Consider the following 19590-nt stretch of genomic DNA (forward strand, 5'->3'; position numbering starts at 1 on the left):
CAGGTGCATCAGCGGGCTGTCGTCGCGCCCCGGCACCAGCGCCGCCACCACCGACCCACGCCCCTGCCGGGTGACGATGATGCCCTTGCTGCGCAGCACTCGCAGCCCTTCGCGAAGCGAGGTACGCGAGACCCCGAGGCGTTCGCACAGGCGTCGCTCCGAAGGCAACAGCTGCCCGGGGCGAAACACACCATCGAGAATCAGCCGCTCCAGGCGGGCTGCCACCGCATCGGGCGTACGTGTGGGCAGCAGTTGTTCAGGCTCAGGCATAGGCTTCTCCGGGCGCGATGCAGCGGCTTGTATCCGCCGGGTGATTGCGCCATGGTGTAACATGAAAATTATTTCCAAGGTAGCCATAAACAACTGGTAATACCAGTGGACCGCAGACTGGACAGGACGGCCGGCTGGGCGCAAATTGGGCTCCTGCACAAGGACAACCCTGCCGCCAAGACTTGCAGTGAGGCGCTTGATGAACATCCTCTACGATGAACGGCTCGACGGCCCGACCCCCGAGTTGGACCAGGCAGCCATCCGCGACGCCCTTCTCCAGGCCATTCCAGGCATGACCCTGCTGCATCGCGAGGAGGACATGCGCCCCTTCGAGTGCGACGGGCTCTCCGTCTACCGTACCTTGCCGCTACTGGTAGCGCTGCCTGACTCGATGGCGCAGGTAGAACGGCTGCTCAAGGAGTGCCATCGCCTCGGTGTGCCGGTGGTGACCCGCGGTGCCGGCACCGGGCTCTCCGCCGGCGCACTGCCGCTCACGCACGGCGTGCTGCTGGTGATGTCGCGCTTCTCGCGCATCCTCGAGATCGACGCCGAGGCGCGCATCGCCAGGGTCGAGCCCGGTGTGCGCAACCTGGCCATCTCCGAGGCGGCCTCGCCCTGCGGGCTCTACTACGCACCGGATCCCTCCTCGCAGATCGCCTGCTCGATCGGCGGCAACGTGGCCGAGAATGCCGGCGGCGTGCATTGTCTCAAGTACGGCCTGACCGTACACAACGTGATCAAGGTGGAAGTCCTCACCATCGAGGGCGAACGCATGACGCTGGGCAGCGACGCGCTCGACGCCCCCGGCTTCGACCTGCTGGCACTGTTCAACGGCTCCGAGGGCATGCTCGGCGTAGTCACCGAAATCACCGTCAAGCTGCTGCCCAAGCCCGAAGTCGCCAAGGTGCTGATGGCCAGCTTCGACGACGTGGAAAAGGCCGGCAACGCGGTCGGCGCCATCATCGAGGCCGGTATCATCCCCGGCGGCCTTGAGATGATGGACAAGCTCGCCATCATCGCCGCCGAGGACTTCATCGGCGCCGGCTACCCGGTGGAAGCCGAGGCGATCCTGCTGTGCGAGCTCGACGGCGTCGAGGCCGACGTCGACGACGATTGCGAGACCGTACGCCACGTGCTCGAGAAGGCCGGCGCCACGGGCATCCAGCAGGCCCGCGACGACGACGAGCGCGCCAAATTCTGGGCCGGGCGCAAGAATGCCTTCCCCGCAGTGGGGCGCATGTCGCCCGACTACTACTGCATGGATGGCACCATTCCCCGCCGCGAGCTGGCGCGTGTGCTCAAGGGGATCAGCGAACTCTCCGAGCGCTACGGGCTGAAGGTAGCCAACGTCTTCCACGCCGGCGACGGCAACATGCACCCGCTGATCCTGTTCGATGCCAACCGCGAAGGCGAGCTGGCCGTGGCCGAGGCGCTGGGCGGCGAGATCCTGGAACTGTGCGTCCGGGTGGGCGGCACCATCACCGGCGAGCACGGCGTCGGCCGGGAGAAGATCAATCAGATGTGCGCCCAGTTCCGCCCCGACGAGCTGGCCACCTTCCGCGCCGCCAAGGCCGCCTTCGACCCACACGACCTGCTCAACCCGGGCAAGAACATCCCGACCCCGGCGCGCTGCTCGGAGTTCCGTACCATCAAGAGCGCCGCTGCCGACACCGCCCCTGGCGCACTGCAGGGCTGACGGAGTGATCATGGCAACAGCAACGACTCCCCAGGACCACGATGCCGGCGAAGCCCTTGCCGAGCGCATCCGCCAGGCCAGCATCGACGGCACACCGCTGCGCATCGTCGGCGGCGACACTCGCTTCTTCTATGGCCGCGAAGTCAAGGGTGACGAGCTTTCGACCCGCGAGCACTGCGGCATCAGCTTCTACGATCCGGTGGAACTGGTGGTTTCGGTGCGCACCGGCACGCCGCTGGCCGCGCTCGAGGCGGCCCTGGCCGAGCACGGCCAGATACTGCCCTTCGAGCCGCCGCGCTACGGCGAGGCAAGCACCGTAGGCGGCATGGTCGCCAGCGGCCTCTCCGGCCCGCGGCGGCCCTGGGCCGGCGCGGTACGCGACTTCGTGCTCGGCACGCGAGTGATCAACCATGAAGGCATCGAGCAACGCTTCGGCGGCGAGGTGATGAAGAACGTCGCCGGCTACGACCTGTCGCGGCTGATGGTAGGCGCCCAAGGCACCCTGGGGCTGATCACCGAGGTCTCGTTCAAGGTGCTGCCGGCCCCAGGCGCCGTGCAGAGCCTGCACCTGGAGCTTCCGCTCGACGAGGCCCGACTGCGCCTGGCCGATTGGGGGCGCGAGCCGCTGCCGATCAGCGCCGCCGCCTGGCTCGACGGTGCCCTGCATCTGCGCCTGGAAGGTGGCCCAAGCTCGGTGGCCGCCACCCGCGCGCGCATCGGCGGCGACGAGCTCGACAATGCCTTCTGGTCCGCCCTGCGCGACCAGCATCTGCCGTTCTTCCGTGCCGGCCAGGCGCCATTGTGGCGACTCTCGCTGCCACACCGCGCGCCGGCACTGGACCTGCCCGGCATCGACGAGAGTCTGATGATTCACGACTGGGCCGGTGCCCAGCGCTGGCTGCGCACCGAACTGGACGCCGAGGCCGTGCGTCAGGCGTGCCAGGCCGCCGGTGGCCACGCCACCTGCTACGGCCCCCGCCCGGCCGCCATCGAGCCCTTCACGCCGCTGCCCGAGGTGCTGATGAAATATCACCGCAACCTCAAGGCACAGCTCGACCCCAAGGGAATCTTCAACCCCGGCCGGCTCTACGCGGCGTTCTGAGACGTACAGGATCGAGACATGCAGACGCACTTCACCGAGGAAGCCCTCAAGCAGCCGCACATTCAGGAGGCCGATCGCGTCCTGCGTAGCTGCGTGCACTGCGGCTTCTGCAACGCCACCTGCCCCACCTACCAGTTGCTGGGCGACGAACGCGACGGGCCGCGCGGACGCATCTACCTGATGAAGCAGATGCTCGAGAACCCCGACGACAGCGAGAACGTCACCGAGCAGACCCGGCTACACCTGGACCGCTGCCTGACCTGCCGCAACTGCGAGACCACCTGCCCGTCGGGCGTGGAGTACCACAAGCTGCTCGACATCGGCCGCGCCGAGATCGAGCGCCGCGTGCCGCGCAGCACCGCCGACCGCGCCCAGCGCTATGCGCTGCGCAAGGCCCTGACCGATCCCAAACGCTTCCAGGCGCTGCTCAAGCTGGGCCAGACCTTTCGCCCGCTGGTTCCGGGCAAGTTCAAGGACAAGCTGCCGCCCAAGCCGGTGGATGCCGGCACGCGCCCCGACCACAAGCGCCATGCGCGGCAGATGCTGATTCTCGAAGGCTGCGTGCAGCCGGGGCTCTCGCCCAATACCAATGCCGCCACGGCGCGGGTATTCGACCGCCTGGGCATCGGCCTCACGCCGGTCAGCGAAGCCGGCTGCTGCGGCGCCGTCGACTTCCATCTCAACGCCCAGGACGACGGCCGCGCCCGGGCTCGAGCCAACATCGATGCCTGGTGGCCGTACATCGAGGCGGGTGCCGAAGCCATCGTGCAAACGGCCAGCGGCTGCGGCGCCTTCGTCAAGGAGTACGCCGAGATCCTCGCCGACGACCCGGCCTACGCCGATAAGGCCAGGCGGGTCAGCGAACTGACAAAGGATCTCGTCGAAGTGCTGCGCGACGAAGACCTGAAAGGGCTCGAGGTCGACGCCGGCCGCCGGCTGGCCTTCCACTGCCCTTGCACGCTGCAGCACGCGCAGAAGCTCGGCGGCGCGGTAGAAGGCGTGCTGGTCAAGCTCGGCTTCACCCTGACCCCGGTCCAGGATGCCCACCTCTGCTGCGGCTCGGCGGGCACCTACTCGATCACCCAGCCGGAGCTGGCCACCCAGTTGCGCGACAACAAGCTCAACGCCCTTGAGGCCGGCAACCCGGAGACCATCGTGACCGCCAACATCGGCTGCCAGACCCACCTCAACGGCGCGGGGCGCACCCCGGTCAGGCACTGGATCGAAATCGTCGATGCTGCCCTGCCCGGCTCGGCGGGCAGCGCTTAGAGAGTATCAGCAGCGCATCAGATGAGCGCCGGGGACAAGGCGGAGCGAGGGTCTTTTGCCATGGATGGCAAAAGTAGCGCCCAGGGAAGGGTTCACAGCGCCCTCGCGAAGGCTTGTCGACGGGAAGCTCATCACCAGCAACATTAGCCGAACCAAGGAGATTCCCATGAAAACCAAGCCCGTACTCACCCTGACCGACGTCAACGCCATTCTCGACGCCGCCCAGAAAGAAGCGGAGGCCAACGGCTGGGCGGTGACCATCGCCGTGGCCGACGACGGCGGCCACCTTCTCGGCCTGCGCCGCCTCGACGGGGCGGCGCCGATGACGCCTGACGTCGCCACGCAGAAAGCGCGTAGTGCTGCCTTGGGCCGCAAGGAGACCCAGGTCTTCGAGGAGATGATCAACGGCGGCCGCAATGCATTCCTTTCCGCCCCGCTCTCGGGCCTGCTCACCGGCGGCGTGCCGGTACTGGTCGATGGTGAGGTCGCGGGTACCGTCGGTGTCTCGGGCGTCAAGCCCGACCAGGACGTACAGGTCGCCAGGGCCGGCATCGTCGCCATCGGCTGAACTTCCCGCCCCCTGCCAAACAAACGCCCCGCTGACCTGACAGCGGGGCGTGCTGCTTCTCGCCCTGCCGGCACGTGATTCAGGGAAGCTTGCGGCGCAGCTCGCCATTCAACGCCACGATGATGGAGTAGCACATCAACAGCATCACGATGGAGAACGGAATAGCCGTCGCCGTCACCCCCGCCTGCAGCGCCGTCAGTCCGCCGCCTATCAGCAGCACGATGGCGACCAACCCCTCCACCGTGGCCCAGAACATCCGCTGTGGCCGTGGCGCATCGATCTTGCCGCCGGCAGTGATGGTATCGATCACCAGGGAGCCGGAATCCGACGAGGTGACGAAGAAGATCAACGCCAACACGATACCAATAGTCGACATCAGGCCAGTCAGCGGTAGTTCGTTCAACATGCCGAACAGCGCCAGCTCGGGGCTGTAATTGTCGATCACGTACTCCTTAACCAGGCTGCTGCCGGGATCGGCATAGAGTTGTTCGAGAGCAATGCTGCCGAAGACGCCCATCCAGATGAAGATGAACAGACTGGGAATCAACAGCACACAGAGGACGAACTCCCGAACCGTGCGCCCCCGCGATACCCGGGCAATGAACATACCGACGAACGGCGCCCAACTGACCCACCAGGCCCAATAGAATATCGTCCATGCCTGACGATAGGCATCGTCGTCGCGGCCGAGGGGGGCCGACAGCGGCGCGAACTCCGTCACATAGGTCGCAAGGCCCGTCCAGAACCCATTCAGGCCCACCAGGGTCGGGCCGGCGAACAGCACGAAGAAGAAGAACAGCACGGCCATGATCATGTTGAACTCTGAAAGCTTCTTCACGCCGCCCTCGAGCCCGCGCCAGACCGATACCAGCGCCACCGCCGTAACCAGCAGAATGACGATGACCTGGAAGGTAGTGCTGATGTCGATGCCGAAGACGAAATTCATCCCTGCATTGGCCTGCTGTGCCCCGAGCCCGAGCGCGGTCGCCAAACCGAACAGGGTGGAAAACACCGCCAGGATGTCGATCACATGTCCCCACCAGCCCCAGACCCGCTCGCCAAGGATCGGGAAGAATGCCGAACGAATGGAAAAGGGCAGGCCCTTATTGTAGGTGAACAGGGCCAGCGCCAACGCCATGACCACATAGACGGCCCAGCCATGCAGGCCCCAGTGGAGAAAGGTACCGGCAAGCCCTAGCGCACTGGCATCGGCGATGGCCTCCGGGTTCAGTTCACCATCGCTCCCGAAAGGGGAAGGGATGCCCAACGGCAGGGAAACATTGGCGTGGTAGACCGGCTCCAGCACGCTGAAGAACAGCAGCCCGATGCCGATGCCGGCGGTGAACAGCAGCGCAAACCAGGACAGGTAGCCATGCTCCGGCCGGGCATCGGGACCACCCAGCCTGACCGAACCATGCGGCAGAACGACCAGAGCCAGACAGAACAGGATGAAGAAGTCCACCAGGAGCATGAAGTACCAGTCGAGCGTCCCGGTGGCGAAGTCGACGATGGCCTGGAAGAGGCTTCCCGCCCTTTCCGGAAACAGCAGGGTAAGCAGGATGAAAACGACCGATGCGAGTGCCGATACGGCGAAGACCCGATTGTGAATATCGAAACCGATGGGTCCCAGCCGCCCTTCGATATTGTCCTGGCCCACGGTGTAGTCCGTATGCATATCGCTAGCCGCATGATGCGGCTCCGGGTCACTCGGGTTATTCATTCGCCTCCCCTTTTCTAATATAAATAATGGCTTAGCTATTTTCTCCAGCCTATATGAGCTAGACCATCCGTTCCACTGGCATCCCGTTGGCCCACTTCGACGAGAAACACGGCGTCTCTGTATGAAACGCTACGGCCATCTATACTGACAGCGCCGGACCATTGCCCTGCGCGCCACTATCCGTTCACGGCCATTCAGGCAATGGCAAGGCACCTGACAGAGGCATCCACGGCCAGTCCGGGGAGGAGTTCAGGGCTGCGCCCCATGGGAGGAATCCACGATGATCAAAAAGCTATTTGCCGCACTAGTGCTGATGGCCTTTTCCGTATCCGCCTGGGCGCATATGTGCCCATCGCTGATGTCGGATATCGACCAAGCGCTGGAGGACCAAGAAAAGGTTTCCCAACTCAGCGAGGACGAACTCGCCCAGGTACGCGACCTGCGCGAGCAAGGTGAGCAATACCACAACGATGGCGACCACGACCAATCGGTAGAGGCCTTGAACCAGGCCAAGGAAATTCTCGGCGTCTAGGAGTACGATCGGTCAATCCGACAGACTCATAGTGTCCCTGCCGGGCGTGGCTTCACGCCCGGCATCTCTTCATGAGGTTTGCTTCTCAAGCCTCCTGCGCCTGAGCCGCGCATTCCAACACCCACTCCTGCAGCGCCCGTTTTGCCTCGCCGGGAAAGTCCGGCCGTGCATCGACCAGGCCATAGCCCCGTGGCGAACGCAGTCGCAGGTCTTGCAGGCCGACCAACATCCCCTTCTCCAGCATGTCATCAACCAGGCCTTGCCAACCCATGCCGATGCCCTGACCGGCAATCGCCGCCTGGATCAGCAGGGTGTAATTGTTGAACGTCAGCTCCGACGATTCGAGGTGGGTCATACCACCCAACTGCTCGAAGTAGCTCGGCCAGTCCAGCCAGCGCAGCCCCTGCTCTGCGGTCAGCGTCAACAGCGGCGCCTTGCTGAGTGCCTCTAGATCCGAGATCGGCCCGTGCTGTTGCAGAAAACCCGGGCTGCACACAGGGAAGACATCTTCACAGAACAGCAACGGGACGCCGCTGGCAAGAATACGCTCATCGCAGAAAACGATCGCCACGTCGACCTCCTGGGCCCGCCAGTCGAGTACGCCCTGGTTGGTGACGATGCGCACGTCGATATGCGGATGGCGTTCCCGGAAGTGCGGCAGCCGCGGCATCAGCCAATAAGCCGCGAACGAGAAGTCGGTCAGGATGTTCACGTGCGGATGACGATGCTTGTGCTGTAGTCGTTCGATGGTGCGATCGATGGTGCCGAAGCCCTCCTGCACGCTGACGAACAGCGCATGTCCCGCCTCGGTCAACTTCACACCCCGATAGATGCGTTCGAACAGCGTCAGGCCGAGCTGCTCTTCCAGGGCACGCACCTGCTGGCTGACGGCGGACTGGGTCGAGCGCAGCTCACGCGCCGCGGCGGTGAAGCTCAGGTGCCGGGCCGCTGCCTCGAAGACTCGCAGGCCGTTGGGCGACACTGATTTTGCTATCCACGACATTAGTTCAGCTAATGCCTCCCATAAAAATTTAGCGAGTTTACAGGCCCTGAGATTAGCAGGGAGACTGTCGCAAGAGCCAGCCCCGGTGTGGCTCGAGCAAGACATTCCAGTGCGCAGCGACAAGCAAGAGAGGCCCCATGACCCGCAAGCAACCCAATATCCTGTTCCTGATGGCCGATCAGATGACGGCGTCGGCGCTGCCCATCTATGGCCACCCGCTGGTCAAGACACCCAACCTGTCGCGCCTGGCCGCCGAGGGCGTGGTCTTCGACTCGGCCTACTGCAACAGCCCGCTATGCGCACCGTCGCGCTTTACGTTGATGGCCGGCCAGTTGCCTTCACGCATCGGCGGTTATGACAATGCCGCCGAGTTCGCCGCCGACATTCCGACCTTCGCCCACTACTTGCGCGATGCCGGCTACGCCACCGCGCTGTCGGGCAAGATGCACTTCTGCGGCCCGGACCAGTTGCACGGCTTCGAGGAGCGTCTGACCACCGACATCTACCCGGCCGACTATGGCTGGTTCGTCGACTGGGAGAACTTCGAGACCCGGCCGAGCTACTACCACAACATGTCTTCGGTGATTCAGGCCGGCCCCTGCGTGCGCTCCAACCAGCTCGATTTCGACGACGAAGTCACCTTCCGCGCCAAGCGTTTCCTGTACGACTACGTGCGCAACGGAGAGCAGCGTCCGTTCTGCCTGACCGTATCGCTGACCCATCCGCACGACCCCTATACCATTCCGCAGGAATACTGGGACCGCTACGACCACGACGCCATCGACATGCCGCGCGTACCCTACTCGCGCGAACTGATGGATCCGCACTCCAAACGCCTGCGCCATGTCTATCAACTCGACGAGAACACCATCGATGACGAGCAGATCCGCAACGCGCGCCATGCCTACTACGGCGCGCTCAGCTATGTCGACGACCAGATCGGCGCGGTGCTGAAGACATTGAAAGAGACCGGCCTCGACGAAGACACCATTATCGTGTTCTCCGGCGATCACGGCGACATGCTCGGCGAGCGCGGCCTCTGGTACAAGATGAGCTGGTTCGAGGACTCGGCCCGCGTACCGATGATCGTCCATGCTCCCGAGCGTTTTACCCCGGGCCGGGTGCGTGAGTCGGTGTCGACCATGGACCTGCTGCCGACCTTTGCCGAACTCGCCAATGACGGCGCCGCACCGGAATACGCCGTACCCATCGACGGTCGCAGCTTGCTGCCGCATCTGACCGGCAATGGCGGGCATGACGAGGTGATCGGCGAATACCTCGGTGAAGGTGCCATCGCACCGCTGCTGATGATCCGCCGCGGGCGCTACAAGTTCGTCCACACCGCGCCGGACCCCGACCAGCTGTTCGACCTCGAGGCCGACCCCCTCGAACTCAACAACCTGGCCGAGGATCCCGCGCACCTGGATCTGTGCAAGCAGTTCCGCGACGAAGTCGCCAGCCGCTGGGACTACCAGAGGATGCACGACGAGGTAATCGCCAGCCAGCGACGCCGCAAACTCGTTTCGCGGGCACTCAAGCAGGGCAAGATCACGCCCTGGGATCACCAGCCAATGTTCGATGCCAGTACCCAGTACATGCGCAACAACATCGACCTGGACGATCTCGAGCGGCGCTCACGCTTCCCCATGGCCCCCGTCGAATAACCATGACGATCTCGCCGACCGACATCCACCGGCAGCCGGCCAGGCTGCAACGCTGGTTGCCGCTTCTCGGCTGGCTGCCGCAGCAGACCTTGCGTTCGCTGCGTGCCGACGCCATCGCCGGCTTGACCGGCGCCGTGTTGGTCGTACCTCAGGGGGTGGCCTATGCCTTGCTGGCCGGGTTGCCCCCGGAGTATGGGCTCTACACTGCTATCGTCCCGGCCATACTGGCGGCACTGTTCGGTTCTTCTCGGTACATGATCAGTGGACCGACCGCGGCGCTGTCGATCGCACTGTTCGCCACTCTTCGGCCTTTTGCCGAAGCGGGCAGCAGTGAGTTCATCGCTCTGGCGCTGACGCTGACTTTCCTCGCGGGTGTCTTCCAGCTCTTGCTCGGGTTGGCACGCCTGGGCGTATTGGTCGATCTCGTCTCGCATTCGGTGGTCACGGGCTTTACCGCCGGTGCCGCGCTGATCATTGCCGCCAGTCAGCTGCCCTACGCGCTGGGGCTGAGCGCGCTGGAAAGCAGCGGCTTTCTCGCTCTCTGGCCAAGACTGCTCGAACGGCTCGGCGACATTCGTCCCGATGCGGTACTCATCGCCGGCTTCACGCTCACCGCCTGCCTGGCATTTCGACGCTGGCTGCCGCGCTGGCCAGGTATGTTGCTGGCGCTACTGGCTGCCTCGTTGTTGGCCGCCTGGCTCGATCCGCAGCGGGTCGACATCCTGCGCATCGTCGAGGTCCCGGCCGGCCTGCCACCGCTCTCGACGCCGGTTCTCTCGTTCGAGTCGCTGCGCCTGCTGACGCCAGGGGCCATTGCCCTGGGGCTGCTGGGGTTGGTTGAAGCCGCGGCAATCGCGAGGGCTTTTGCCGCACGTACCGGCGAGCGTTTGAACAGCAATCAGGAGTTCATCGGCCAGGGGTTATCCAATATCGGCGGTGCCTTCTTCTCCAGCTATGTCTCGTCGGGATCATTCACCCGTTCGGGACTCAACGCCAGCGCCGGGGCCTGCTCACCGTTGGCAGCGGTTCTATCGGCACTGTTTCTGGTGCCGATCATGCTATTGGCGGCACCACTGCTACATCACGTGCCGATGCCGGCCATGGCGGGCCTGCTGTTGCTGGTCGCCGCCAGGCTGATCGACTGGCGCAGTATTCGCGAGGCACTGACCACCAGCCGCTCGGAAATGGCCGTGCTGCTGGTCACCTTCTTCAGCACCCTGCTGTTGGCGCTGGAATTCGCTATCTACTTCGGCGTGCTGGCCTCGTTGGCGCTCTACCTGCGTCGCACCACCCGCCCACCGGTGGTGGAAAGCATGCTGTGCCAAGCCCCCACAACGATCCAGCAGGCCGTGGAGGAGCCGAGCTGCGACGTCGTCAGGATCGACGGATCGTTGTTCTTCGGTGCCTGCGAGTCGGTCGCCCGACGACTCGAGCGCTGTGATCGCCCGAACCTGGTGATCCTGGCGGCAGGCATCAATTTCATCGACCTGAGCGGCATCCACCTCCTCCAGCGCCAGGCACGCCTTTGCCATGCACGAGGCGGGAAGCTGTACCTGGCCTGGACCAAACCCGACGTAATGGCTCGCCTGCAACGAGCCGGTCTCGTCGATAACGACAACGACAACGACCCGAACCACAACAAGCCAAGGGCAATAATAACTTGAGAGGCTCTCCCCCATGACACTCCCACACCCCGCCAACGAGTCGAGCAATCGACTCAACCCGGCCGTCTTCCACGGCTCGGTGGCCGGCATCGTGATCTTCCTGATCTATGCCATCGCCTTCACCGAACACGCCACGGCATTCTTCAATGCCGGGCTGGACTGGATCGGCAATACCTTCGGCTGGTACTACATGCTGGCGGTTGTCGCCTACCTGGTCTTCGTGGTCATGATCGGCTTCTCGCGATTCGGCAAGATTCGCCTGGGCCCGGATCATTCGCGCCCGGAATTCTCGCTGCTGTCGTGGTCGGCCATGCTGTTTGCCGCCGGGCTTGGCGGCGCAATCCTGTTCTTCGTGGTCTCCGAACCGCTGACCCACTATCTCAATCCGCCGCTCGGTGAAGGTGGCACCGCCGAAGCCCAGCGTCGCGCCATCGTGCAGACTTTCATGCACTGGGGCATCTCGGGCTGGGGGCTCTACGTGCTGATGGGCATGGCTCTGGCCTATTTCAGCTATCGCCACCGGCTGCCGCTAGCGATTCGCTCCACGCTCTATCCGCTGCTGGGCAAGCGCATCTACGGCCCCATCGGGAATGCCGTGGATATCACCGCCGTGCTGGCTACCGTGTTCGGTATTGCGACCGCGCTGGGCATCGGCGTGATGCAGATGAACTACGGCCTGACCTACCTGTTCGGCATACCCGAAGGGCTCCCCGCCCAGGTTATGCTGATCCTGCTGGTGGTAACCCTGGCCACCCTGTCGGTGGTGAGCGGCGTCAAGCGCGGCATCCGCCGGCTGTCGGAACTCAACCTGTTGCTCATCGCCGGCCTCGTGCTGTTCGTGTTGCTCCAGGGCGACACCCTCGGGCTGCTCAATATGTTCGTCATGAACACCGGCGACTACCTGGTCGCGCTGACCGGAAAGAGCTTCGACACCTATGCCTACGCGCCCGAGGCGCAGGGCTGGTTCAACGGCTGGACGGTGTTCTTCTGGGGCTGGTGGATCGCCTGGGCACCCTTCGTCGGCCTGTTCCTGGCCCGTATCTCCCGTGGCCGTACCATCCGCGAATTCGTCGCCGGCGCCCTGTTCATCCCGCTGATCTTCGTGATGGTGATGATGTCGGTCTTCGGCAACAGCGGTATCGACATGGTCGATCAGGGCCTGGTGGTACTCGGCGAACAAGCCGTGAACCAGCCACCGGCCACCATCTACACCTTCCTCGAGCAGCTGCCCCTGGTCGGTGTCACCGCTACCGTCGTGCTGGTGCTGAGCATCGTCTTCTTCGTCACTTCAGCCGATTCGGGCGCCTTGGTACTGTCCAACTTCACCTATGTGCTGCGCGACGTGAATCATGACGCCCCCGCTCGGCTGCGCATCTTCTGGTCGGCCATCATCGGCCTGATCACCCTGGCGCTGCTGATGGCCGGCGGGCTGCGCACCCTGCAGAGCGCTGTGGTGATCACCGCCCTGCCGTTCTCGGCGATCATCTTCCTGACCATGATCGGCATGTACCGCTCATTGAAGGTCGAGACCGGCAAGGCCGATGCCCGCCACCAGGTGACCGCCAGTGGTGTGGCCAGCAGCGATTGGCGCGAGCGCCTCGACCGCACCCTGGACGGCACCACGCAGAATGGCGCCGAGGCCACCCTGCGCCACGCTATTCGTCCGGCGCTGACCGAGTTGGCGGAAGAATTGACCCGGCGCGGACAGCAGGCCAGCGTCAGCGAACGGCAGGTGGAGGGCACCCGGTTGCTCTTCCCGACCCTGCAGGTCGATTTCGACGGCGCCCCCAGCTTTATCTACGGCATCCAGCCAACGCGACTGCAGCCGCCGAGCTTCCTGCCCGCGGATGACGACTATTACCTGCGGCTCGACGTGCATCTCGCCGAGGGCGGCCTGGGACAAGACCTCAACGGCTATACGCGCCTGCAGGTCGTGCATGACGTTCTCAACGAGTACCAGCGGCATCTACGTTTCCTGGCCCACGCCAGCGAGCAGGGCTATCTGGAAACCATCCCCAACCGCCCAACGGAGGGAGATAACATTCCACAGGCCGAACCCGCACCTTAGCCGGCCGTTCGCGGCATCGCCTGACCCGGCGAGCCCCACTATGGTGGGGCTCGTCTTTTTATAAGGCCCAGCCGGTTTACAAGGTCCCGCCGGCTGGCAAGGTTCTACCGGATACTTCAAACTGAGAGGCTAGAGAGTCGGCACGCGAAGCGCCGAAGGAGGCCAACATGGCAGGCGGCTGGTCACGAGACGGAGCGGTACAAGAGCAGATCGACAGCACCGTCGAGGATGCATTGCAGCGGGCGCGCAGCGAGTTGCCTCGGGGCGAGAGCCTGACGCACTGCGAGGAGTGCGGTGAACCGATTCCCCAGGCGCGTCGCGACGTCATGCCCGGCGTACGCCTGTGCATCGCCTGCCAGAGTGAGCGCGACAGGCAGCGCACGGCCTACAGCGGCTACAACCGGCGTGGCAGCAAGGACAGCCAGCTGCGCTGACCGAGCTGCCGACACCCCGATTCGCCGTCATTCATCCAGGGGACAGCGCATCAGCGACACCTGGGCATCGTCGCGATCAAGCCAGGTCAGCGTCATCGCCTCATGATCCTCGAGCTCCATGCGAATCCGCTCGCTGGTCTCCGTTCCTTCGCTCGAGCACTCGAGCTGACCCGTCCAGACATTTTCGGACTCCTGCGTCGCTTCCAGCTCGCAGACATTTTCGTACCCCTCGAAGCGCGACGGGGAAATCGTGATTGCCCGCTCTTCGCCGCCCCGCGCACACCAGGCCGGCTCGGCGGCCCAGCGGCCCACATACGCAACGGCGTCCTGCAGTGCCGGCTCGTCATTCGGCGCCGCATCCGGCTCCTCGTTATCACAGCCGGCCAGCACCAGAGCGGCACACAGTATCCATCCGCAGTGTCGTACTTCCATGGCGTCACCTCGGCACTTACATCGTGTCTGTCAGACAGGATCATTCGATCGCCTATCAGCATAGGCGTAATCACGCGTCGGCAAGCCTCGCGGTCGCAAATCGCTCTTCGCGACGTCCGTTAGTCTCCTTATCGTTTTCAGCGCGGCAGCGGCTCGATATCATGGAGCCCTTGCAAGCCCCGGCGCCAGCGGGGCTTCTTCATGCTCATGAGGTCGCCATGCCGCTGCTCTACTTCCTGCCCCCCTTGGGAGCCGTGCTGATCTGGTCGGGCAACATGACCATCAACCAGCTCACCGTGGGAACGATCGCTCCCAGCAGCATCGCATTCTTGCGCTGGGTGCTGGCGTTAGCCGTGCTGACCCCTTTCGTGTTGCCGGCCGCCTGGCGCCACCGCCAAGCGCTACGCCGCGAATGGCCCAAGCTGGCCGTACTGGGACTGCTCGGCATGGGGCTCTGGCAAGGGCTTGCCTACGTGGCCGCCGAGACCACCACGGCCACCAACATGGGCATTCTGGCGGCCATGGTGCCATTGTTGACGGTACTGCTCAGCGCCCTGATCCTGCGTGAGGCGCCCAGCCGCGGCGGCACGCTGGGCGGTCTACTCGCGCTGTTCGGGGTGCTGGTGCTGTTGGGCCGGGGCGACCCGCTCACGCTGCTGGATCTTCAGGTGGCCCTTGGCGACCTGCTGATGGTGGTGGCTGCCACCTGCTACGCGCTCTATGGAGTGATGCTCAAGCGCTGGCCGCTGGGCCTGCCGCCCTGGGTGGTGCTCTATGCCCAGGTGGTGTTCGCCGTACTGTTCCTGCTGCCCCCCTACCTGATGGGGCCGATGACCCCGATCGACGGCCAGAACGTGTGGCTGATCCTCTACGCCGGTATCCCCGCCTCGATCGTGACGACCTTCCTGTGGATGCGTGCCATCCGCCAGATCGGCGCCAGCCAGGCCAGCATCTTCATCAACCTGATGCCGCTGTTCAGCGCTCTGATCGCCATGGCCCTTCTCGGCGAGCAAATCGCGGCGTTCCACCTGGTCGGTGGCGTGCTGGTACTGGCTGGGGTGATCATGGCCCAGACGTTGACCCATCCCCTCATCAGCAAGGCCCCGCGCAACGTAAGATCCTGAACGGCACAGTGCTCGATCGAACCCAAATGTCGCCCCGCCACGATGAGGGAAAAAGACGGGAGAAAAATAAAGTTAAAACTGCATAGGCCGATAAACCCTTCAGAGCACCAACCCAAAAATGGTGCCGATGACGTGAGGGGGTACCGGCTGTGAAAGAAACCCTACTGCAAGCCGTTGAAGCGGACCTGTTCAGACCCTGGTATCGCCTGCGCTTCAGTGCCGTGGTAGAAGACCGCTTCGAGGCCGATACCTCCGCTCGACGCAGGCGTCATCTACTGATCGCCGGCATCGTGGCGCTAGTGATCTACGATCTCTATATATTGAACGACTACGTCATTCGTCCAGAGTCGATGCAAACCGCTGCCTGGATCCGCTTCGGCCTGATGACTCCCGCAGCTATCGTGGCGCTCTACTGTGTACGCCGCCGTCTGTCACCGGCCATGCGTGAAGCGACGATGGCCGCTACCCTTGTCTTGGGAATGCTGTGCTCCAGCCTGATCTTTTACCTATCCAGGTCATCCTATTCGTTTCTCGATACCTTCTCGTTCGGCCTGATTCTGGTAGTGGGCAACATTCTCTTTTCGCTGCGCTTCGGCTTCGCCCTCGCCTCATCGCTGCTTTGCGGGGTTATCATGACGGCTTTCGTGGTGCCCTACAGCTACACTGACAGTGCAGTAAAAATCAATACGTTGGTTCTCTTTGCCTCGAGTGCCGTCTTCACCTTACTGGCCAATTTCCGTCTCGAAGCCAGCGAGCGCCAATCCTACCTGCTGCTGCTACGCGAGCAGCTCAGAGCCAACGCCGCGCTTCATGACAACCAGGCCCTGACCAAGATCTCCATCACCGACCCTCTGACCGGCGTCGCCAACCGACGCCACTTCGATACCATGCTGGAGCTGCGCTGGGACGAGGCACTCGCCGGGAACACCGTGCTTGGCATGCTGGTCATCGATATCGACCACTTCAAGGATTACAACGACCATTACGGCCACCTGAAGGGAGACGCCTGCCTGCGCCAGGTCGCCCAGGAGATGCAGAACCATATCCGGAATGAGGTCGATCTGGTCGTGCGCTATGGTGGCGAGGAGTTCGTCGTGCTGTTGCCGAACGCCTCGGTGTCTTCGACGATGCGCGCCGCCCAGCGTATCCGGCAGGGCATCGAGGCACTCGCCATTCCCCAGGCAGGCCCTGGGGTGATCACCGTAAGCGTCGGCGCGGCTGCCCTGCGACCTCACGAATCGATGGAACCCGCCACACTGCTCTCGATCGCCGACGCGGCGCTCTTCCAGGCCAAGCGTGCGGGGCGTAACCGCAGCGTGCTGGCACCGCTACAGGATGGGCCGCTACCCGCATGAAACGCCGAGGCCTGATACGACCCAGCCGGCCAGGAAGAGCCGACACCAGGCACAGCGCTATAGCACGTACATGCGCAGCGGCATCCAGATGCCCATGCCGACCATGATCAGGTTCTCGGTCAACGAGACAAAGCCTAGCGGTACCTTGCTGTCACCGCCGACGCAGGCGCACTTGAGTTCGCGCTTGTCGATGTAAACTGCCTTGAACACCGAGACGGCGCCCACCGTACCGATGAACAGCGCCACGGGCGCGGCCAGCCAGACCAGGGCACCAGCCAGCATCAGGATCCCCGCCAGCGTCTCGGCATAGGGATAGACATAGCCATAGCGCACCTGGCGCTGGGCCAGCTGATCGTAGTTGAGAAACATGGTGCTGAAGCTCTCCACGTCCTTGAGCTTCTGCAACCCCAGCAGGGCCATGGCGATGGCCACGAAATACTCCGGCATCCTCGCGCTTATCAGCGAGCCGGTCGCGGTCCAGCTCACGGCAAGCCCCATCAGCAGCGCCGTGGCAAACAGCGCGATCACCGGCTGGTAGGTGGTCTCGTCCTCGTCCGGCGAATCCAGTCCGAAATACTCGCGCAGCTCGTCATAGCCGCCGATACGTCGGCCATCGATGAAGGTCTGGGGCGTCGTATCCACCCCCTGTTCGCTCATGAAGGCTTCCGTCTCATCCCGCGTGGTCAGGTGATGATCTTCGACATCGAAGCCCTTGCGCTCCAGCAGATCCTTGCTCTTCAGGCCGAAGGGGCACAGATGCTCTTCCATGACCATGCGATATAGCTGGGCCTGCTTGCCCTGCTCCGCCGTCTGTCCATGAGCCATGACATCTCTCCTTGGGTCATGCATTCCCCCCAAGGGTAGTCAATCGACTTTTATCAGCGAATCCCCGCCCTGAGGAACGACTGCACGAACTGGCGCTGGAAGAGCAGGAAGGCGACCAGCAGCGGCGCGATACTGAGCAGGGTAGCGGCGCTGACGGTGGCCCAGTTGACGCCGGTTTCCGGCGCCGAGAAGATTCCCAGCCCCACGGTGAGCGGGCGGCTCTCCACCGAGTTGGTCACCACCAGCGGCCACAGGAAGTTGTTCCAGTGGTGGCTGATCGAGACCAGCCCGTAGGCCAGGTAGGTGGGCTTGGCCAAGGGCACGTAGACCTTGAGCAGGATCGCCATCCAGCCGCAGCCCTCCACCCGAGCGGCTTCCTCCAGCTCGCGGGGGATGGTCTTGAAGGTCTGTCGCAACAGGAAGATGCCGAAGGCGCTGGCGACGTACGGCAGCCCGATGCCGGTGATGGTGTCGACCAGCCCCAGGCCGCTGGCGATACGGTAGTTCTCGACGATCAGCACCTCGGGAAAGACGAACAACTGGATCAGCACCAGCATGAACAGGATGTCCTTGCCGGGGATGGGGAAACGCGCGAAGGCGAAGCCGGCCAGGGTGCAGACCACGAACTGCGCCAATACCACCCCGGTGACCAGCAGGAAGGTGTTGACGTAATAGCGCGCAAACGGCGCCTGGGCCCAGGCGTTGGCGAAGTTTTCCAGCGTCAGCGGGGCGAGCAGGTCGAAGCGCACCATGAAGGCCGATGGATGAAAGGCTGCCCAGATCGCGTAGAGCAACGGGAAGATCCAGACGATGGCCAGCAGCCAGGCGGCCGTGGTCTCGAGGCTCGGCACCCCCAAGTTGAGTAGCTTGCGAGAGCTCGCTGTTATCGCGGTCTGGTTCATTGTCTCGCGGCCCTTCATTGATAGTGCGTCCGGTGGTCGAGCACGGTGAACTTGAGCGTCGCCACCACGGCCAGCACCAGCAGGATCACCACCGTAATGGTGGCGGCGTAGGTGCGGTCGAAGAACGAGAAGGCATTCTCGTAGACGTAGTAGAGCAGCAGGTTGGTGGCGTTGTTGGGCCCGCCCTTGGTCAGGATGAACAGATGGTCGACCACGCGCACGGCATTGATCAGCGCATTGATCAGCACGAACAGTGTGGTCGGCATCAGCAGCGGGAAGGTCACACGCCAGAAGAAGCTCCAGCGACTGGTGCCCTCGAGATCCGAGGCCTCCTCGAGTTCCGGCGGGATGCTCTGCAGCGCCGCCAGGTAGAAGATCATGAAGAAGCCGGCCTCCTTCCACACGGTCATCACGATCACCGAAGTCAGCGCCATGCTGGGGTCGCCCAGCCAGTTGACGCCGGAGAGCCCCAGCGCGCCGAGCAGCTTGTTGAACAGGCCGATCTGCGGGGCGTAGAAGAACATCCAGATGTTGGCCGCGGCGATCATCGGCAGGATGGTCGGCGTGAAGTAGGCCATGCGCACGAAGCCGCGCCCCGGCAGGCGGGCATTGACGAACAGCGCCATGCCCAGCGCCAGGGCGATGGAGGTGGGGATCGTGCCCAGCGCATAGATCAGGTTGTTGCGCGCCACCTTCCAGAAGGTGGCGTCCTCGACCAGCATGGCGTAGTTCTCCAGCCCGACGAACTCCGGCGGTGCGCCGCGGAAACCGGGCAGGAAGAAGCTATTGATCAGCGTGGCCACGGTAGGCAGGTAGGCGAAGGTGCCGAGCAGTACCGCCGCCGGCAGCAGCAATAGCGCGCCATAGATCTGCATGCGTCGGTCAGCGTGTCGGATCAGCATGGCTTGCCTCCTGCGCCGCGTGGCGCCGGGGATAGGTCAATGAGGAGGTCCCGCCCTGGA

At 63.8% G+C, this 19590-nt stretch carries 18 protein-coding genes; 11 read left to right on the forward strand and 7 right to left on the reverse strand.

Annotated elements, in window-relative coordinates; translation table 11 throughout:
- Positions 1–270: GntR family transcriptional regulator (locus HBJ55_RS08930; protein WP_167113205.1), on the reverse strand; the 270-nt coding region annotated here is incomplete at its 3' end.
- Between the two features lie 199 nt (positions 271–469).
- Between HBJ55_RS08930 and glcD the strand changes: the two genes are divergently transcribed.
- From glcD to HBJ55_RS08950, 4 genes are all read left to right on the forward strand, one after another.
- The gene (gene glcD / locus HBJ55_RS08935; RefSeq protein ID WP_167113207.1) at positions 470–1966 is read left to right on the forward strand and encodes a glycolate oxidase subunit GlcD; all 1497 of its coding nucleotides are present in this window, start codon (positions 470–472) and stop codon (positions 1964–1966) included.
- Between the two features lie 10 nt (positions 1967–1976).
- Positions 1977–3068, forward strand: a complete 1092-nt coding sequence (gene glcE / locus HBJ55_RS08940) for a glycolate oxidase subunit GlcE (RefSeq protein ID WP_167113209.1) — start codon at positions 1977–1979, stop codon at positions 3066–3068.
- An 18-nt stretch (positions 3069–3086) separates the two neighbouring features.
- On the forward strand, positions 3087–4337 hold the full coding sequence (gene glcF, locus HBJ55_RS08945; RefSeq protein ID WP_167113211.1) for a glycolate oxidase subunit GlcF: 1251 nt from the start codon (positions 3087–3089) through the stop codon (positions 4335–4337).
- A gap of 166 nt (positions 4338–4503) precedes the next feature.
- The gene (locus HBJ55_RS08950; RefSeq protein ID WP_167113213.1) at positions 4504–4905 is read left to right on the forward strand and encodes a GlcG/HbpS family heme-binding protein; all 402 of its coding nucleotides are present in this window, start codon (positions 4504–4506) and stop codon (positions 4903–4905) included.
- 79 nt (positions 4906–4984) lie between these two features.
- Here the strand turns inward: HBJ55_RS08950 and HBJ55_RS08955 are convergent, their stop codons facing one another.
- The gene (locus tag HBJ55_RS08955) at positions 4985–6625 is read right to left on the reverse strand and encodes a BCCT family transporter (protein WP_167113215.1); all 1641 of its coding nucleotides are present in this window, start codon (positions 6623–6625) and stop codon (positions 4985–4987) included.
- A 280-nt stretch (positions 6626–6905) separates the two neighbouring features.
- Here HBJ55_RS08955 and HBJ55_RS08960 point away from each other — a divergent pair, with 280 nt between their 5' ends.
- Entirely contained in the window at positions 6906–7157 is a 252-nt protein-coding gene (locus HBJ55_RS08960) for a PA2433 domain-containing protein (protein ID WP_167113217.1), read from the forward strand.
- Positions 7158–7242: 85 nt separating this feature from the next.
- On the opposite strand, the gene HBJ55_RS08965 is transcribed toward HBJ55_RS08960, so the two are convergent.
- Positions 7243–8139: a choline sulfate utilization transcriptional regulator gene (locus HBJ55_RS08965; protein WP_338071985.1), complete on the reverse strand. Its 897-nt coding sequence runs from the start codon at positions 8137–8139 to the stop codon at positions 7243–7245.
- 158 nt (positions 8140–8297) lie between these two features.
- Between HBJ55_RS08965 and betC the strand changes: the two genes are divergently transcribed.
- From betC to HBJ55_RS08985, 4 genes are all read left to right on the forward strand, one after another.
- On the forward strand, positions 8298–9824 hold the full coding sequence (gene betC / locus HBJ55_RS08970; protein WP_167113221.1) for a choline-sulfatase: 1527 nt from the start codon (positions 8298–8300) through the stop codon (positions 9822–9824).
- 2 nt (positions 9825–9826) lie between these two features.
- Complete coding sequence (locus HBJ55_RS08975; RefSeq protein ID WP_167113223.1) at positions 9827–11488, forward strand: SulP family inorganic anion transporter; 1662 nt, start codon at positions 9827–9829, stop codon at positions 11486–11488.
- Positions 11489–11501: 13 nt separating this feature from the next.
- The gene (gene betT, locus HBJ55_RS08980; protein ID WP_167113225.1) at positions 11502–13556 is read left to right on the forward strand and encodes a choline BCCT transporter BetT; all 2055 of its coding nucleotides are present in this window, start codon (positions 11502–11504) and stop codon (positions 13554–13556) included.
- Positions 13557–13723: 167 nt separating this feature from the next.
- Positions 13724–13990, forward strand: coding sequence for a DksA/TraR family C4-type zinc finger protein (locus HBJ55_RS08985; RefSeq protein ID WP_167113227.1), 267 nt, complete (start codon positions 13724–13726; stop codon positions 13988–13990).
- 27 nt (positions 13991–14017) lie between these two features.
- On the opposite strand, the gene HBJ55_RS08990 is transcribed toward HBJ55_RS08985, so the two are convergent.
- The gene (locus tag HBJ55_RS08990; RefSeq protein WP_167113229.1) at positions 14018–14422 is read right to left on the reverse strand and encodes a hypothetical protein; all 405 of its coding nucleotides are present in this window, start codon (positions 14420–14422) and stop codon (positions 14018–14020) included.
- A gap of 218 nt (positions 14423–14640) precedes the next feature.
- Between HBJ55_RS08990 and HBJ55_RS08995 the strand changes: the two genes are divergently transcribed.
- Positions 14641–15546 carry a DMT family transporter gene (locus HBJ55_RS08995; RefSeq protein WP_167113230.1) on the forward strand — a complete coding sequence of 302 codons (906 nt, stop codon included), beginning with the start codon at positions 14641–14643 and terminating at the stop codon, positions 15544–15546.
- 149 nt (positions 15547–15695) lie between these two features.
- Entirely contained in the window at positions 15696–16901 is a 1206-nt protein-coding gene (locus HBJ55_RS09000; protein ID WP_167113232.1) for a diguanylate cyclase, read from the forward strand.
- Between the two features lie 57 nt (positions 16902–16958).
- Here HBJ55_RS09000 and HBJ55_RS09005 read toward each other — a convergent pair whose 3' ends face one another.
- The 3 genes from HBJ55_RS09005 to HBJ55_RS09015 are packed head-to-tail and all read right to left on the reverse strand — an operon-like array spanning position 16959 to position 19530.
- Complete coding sequence (locus tag HBJ55_RS09005; protein ID WP_167113234.1) at positions 16959–17726, reverse strand: MauE/DoxX family redox-associated membrane protein; 768 nt, start codon at positions 17724–17726, stop codon at positions 16959–16961.
- A 53-nt stretch (positions 17727–17779) separates the two neighbouring features.
- Entirely contained in the window at positions 17780–18628 is an 849-nt protein-coding gene (locus HBJ55_RS09010; RefSeq protein WP_167113236.1) for a carbohydrate ABC transporter permease, read from the reverse strand.
- Between the two features lie 14 nt (positions 18629–18642).
- Entirely contained in the window at positions 18643–19530 is an 888-nt protein-coding gene (locus tag HBJ55_RS09015) for a carbohydrate ABC transporter permease (RefSeq protein ID WP_167113238.1), read from the reverse strand.
- Positions 19531–19590 lie beyond the last annotated feature (60 nt).

It is taken from the genome of Billgrantia bachuensis, assembly GCF_011742165.1.
GTDB lineage: Bacteria > Pseudomonadota > Gammaproteobacteria > Pseudomonadales > Halomonadaceae > Halomonas > Halomonas bachuensis.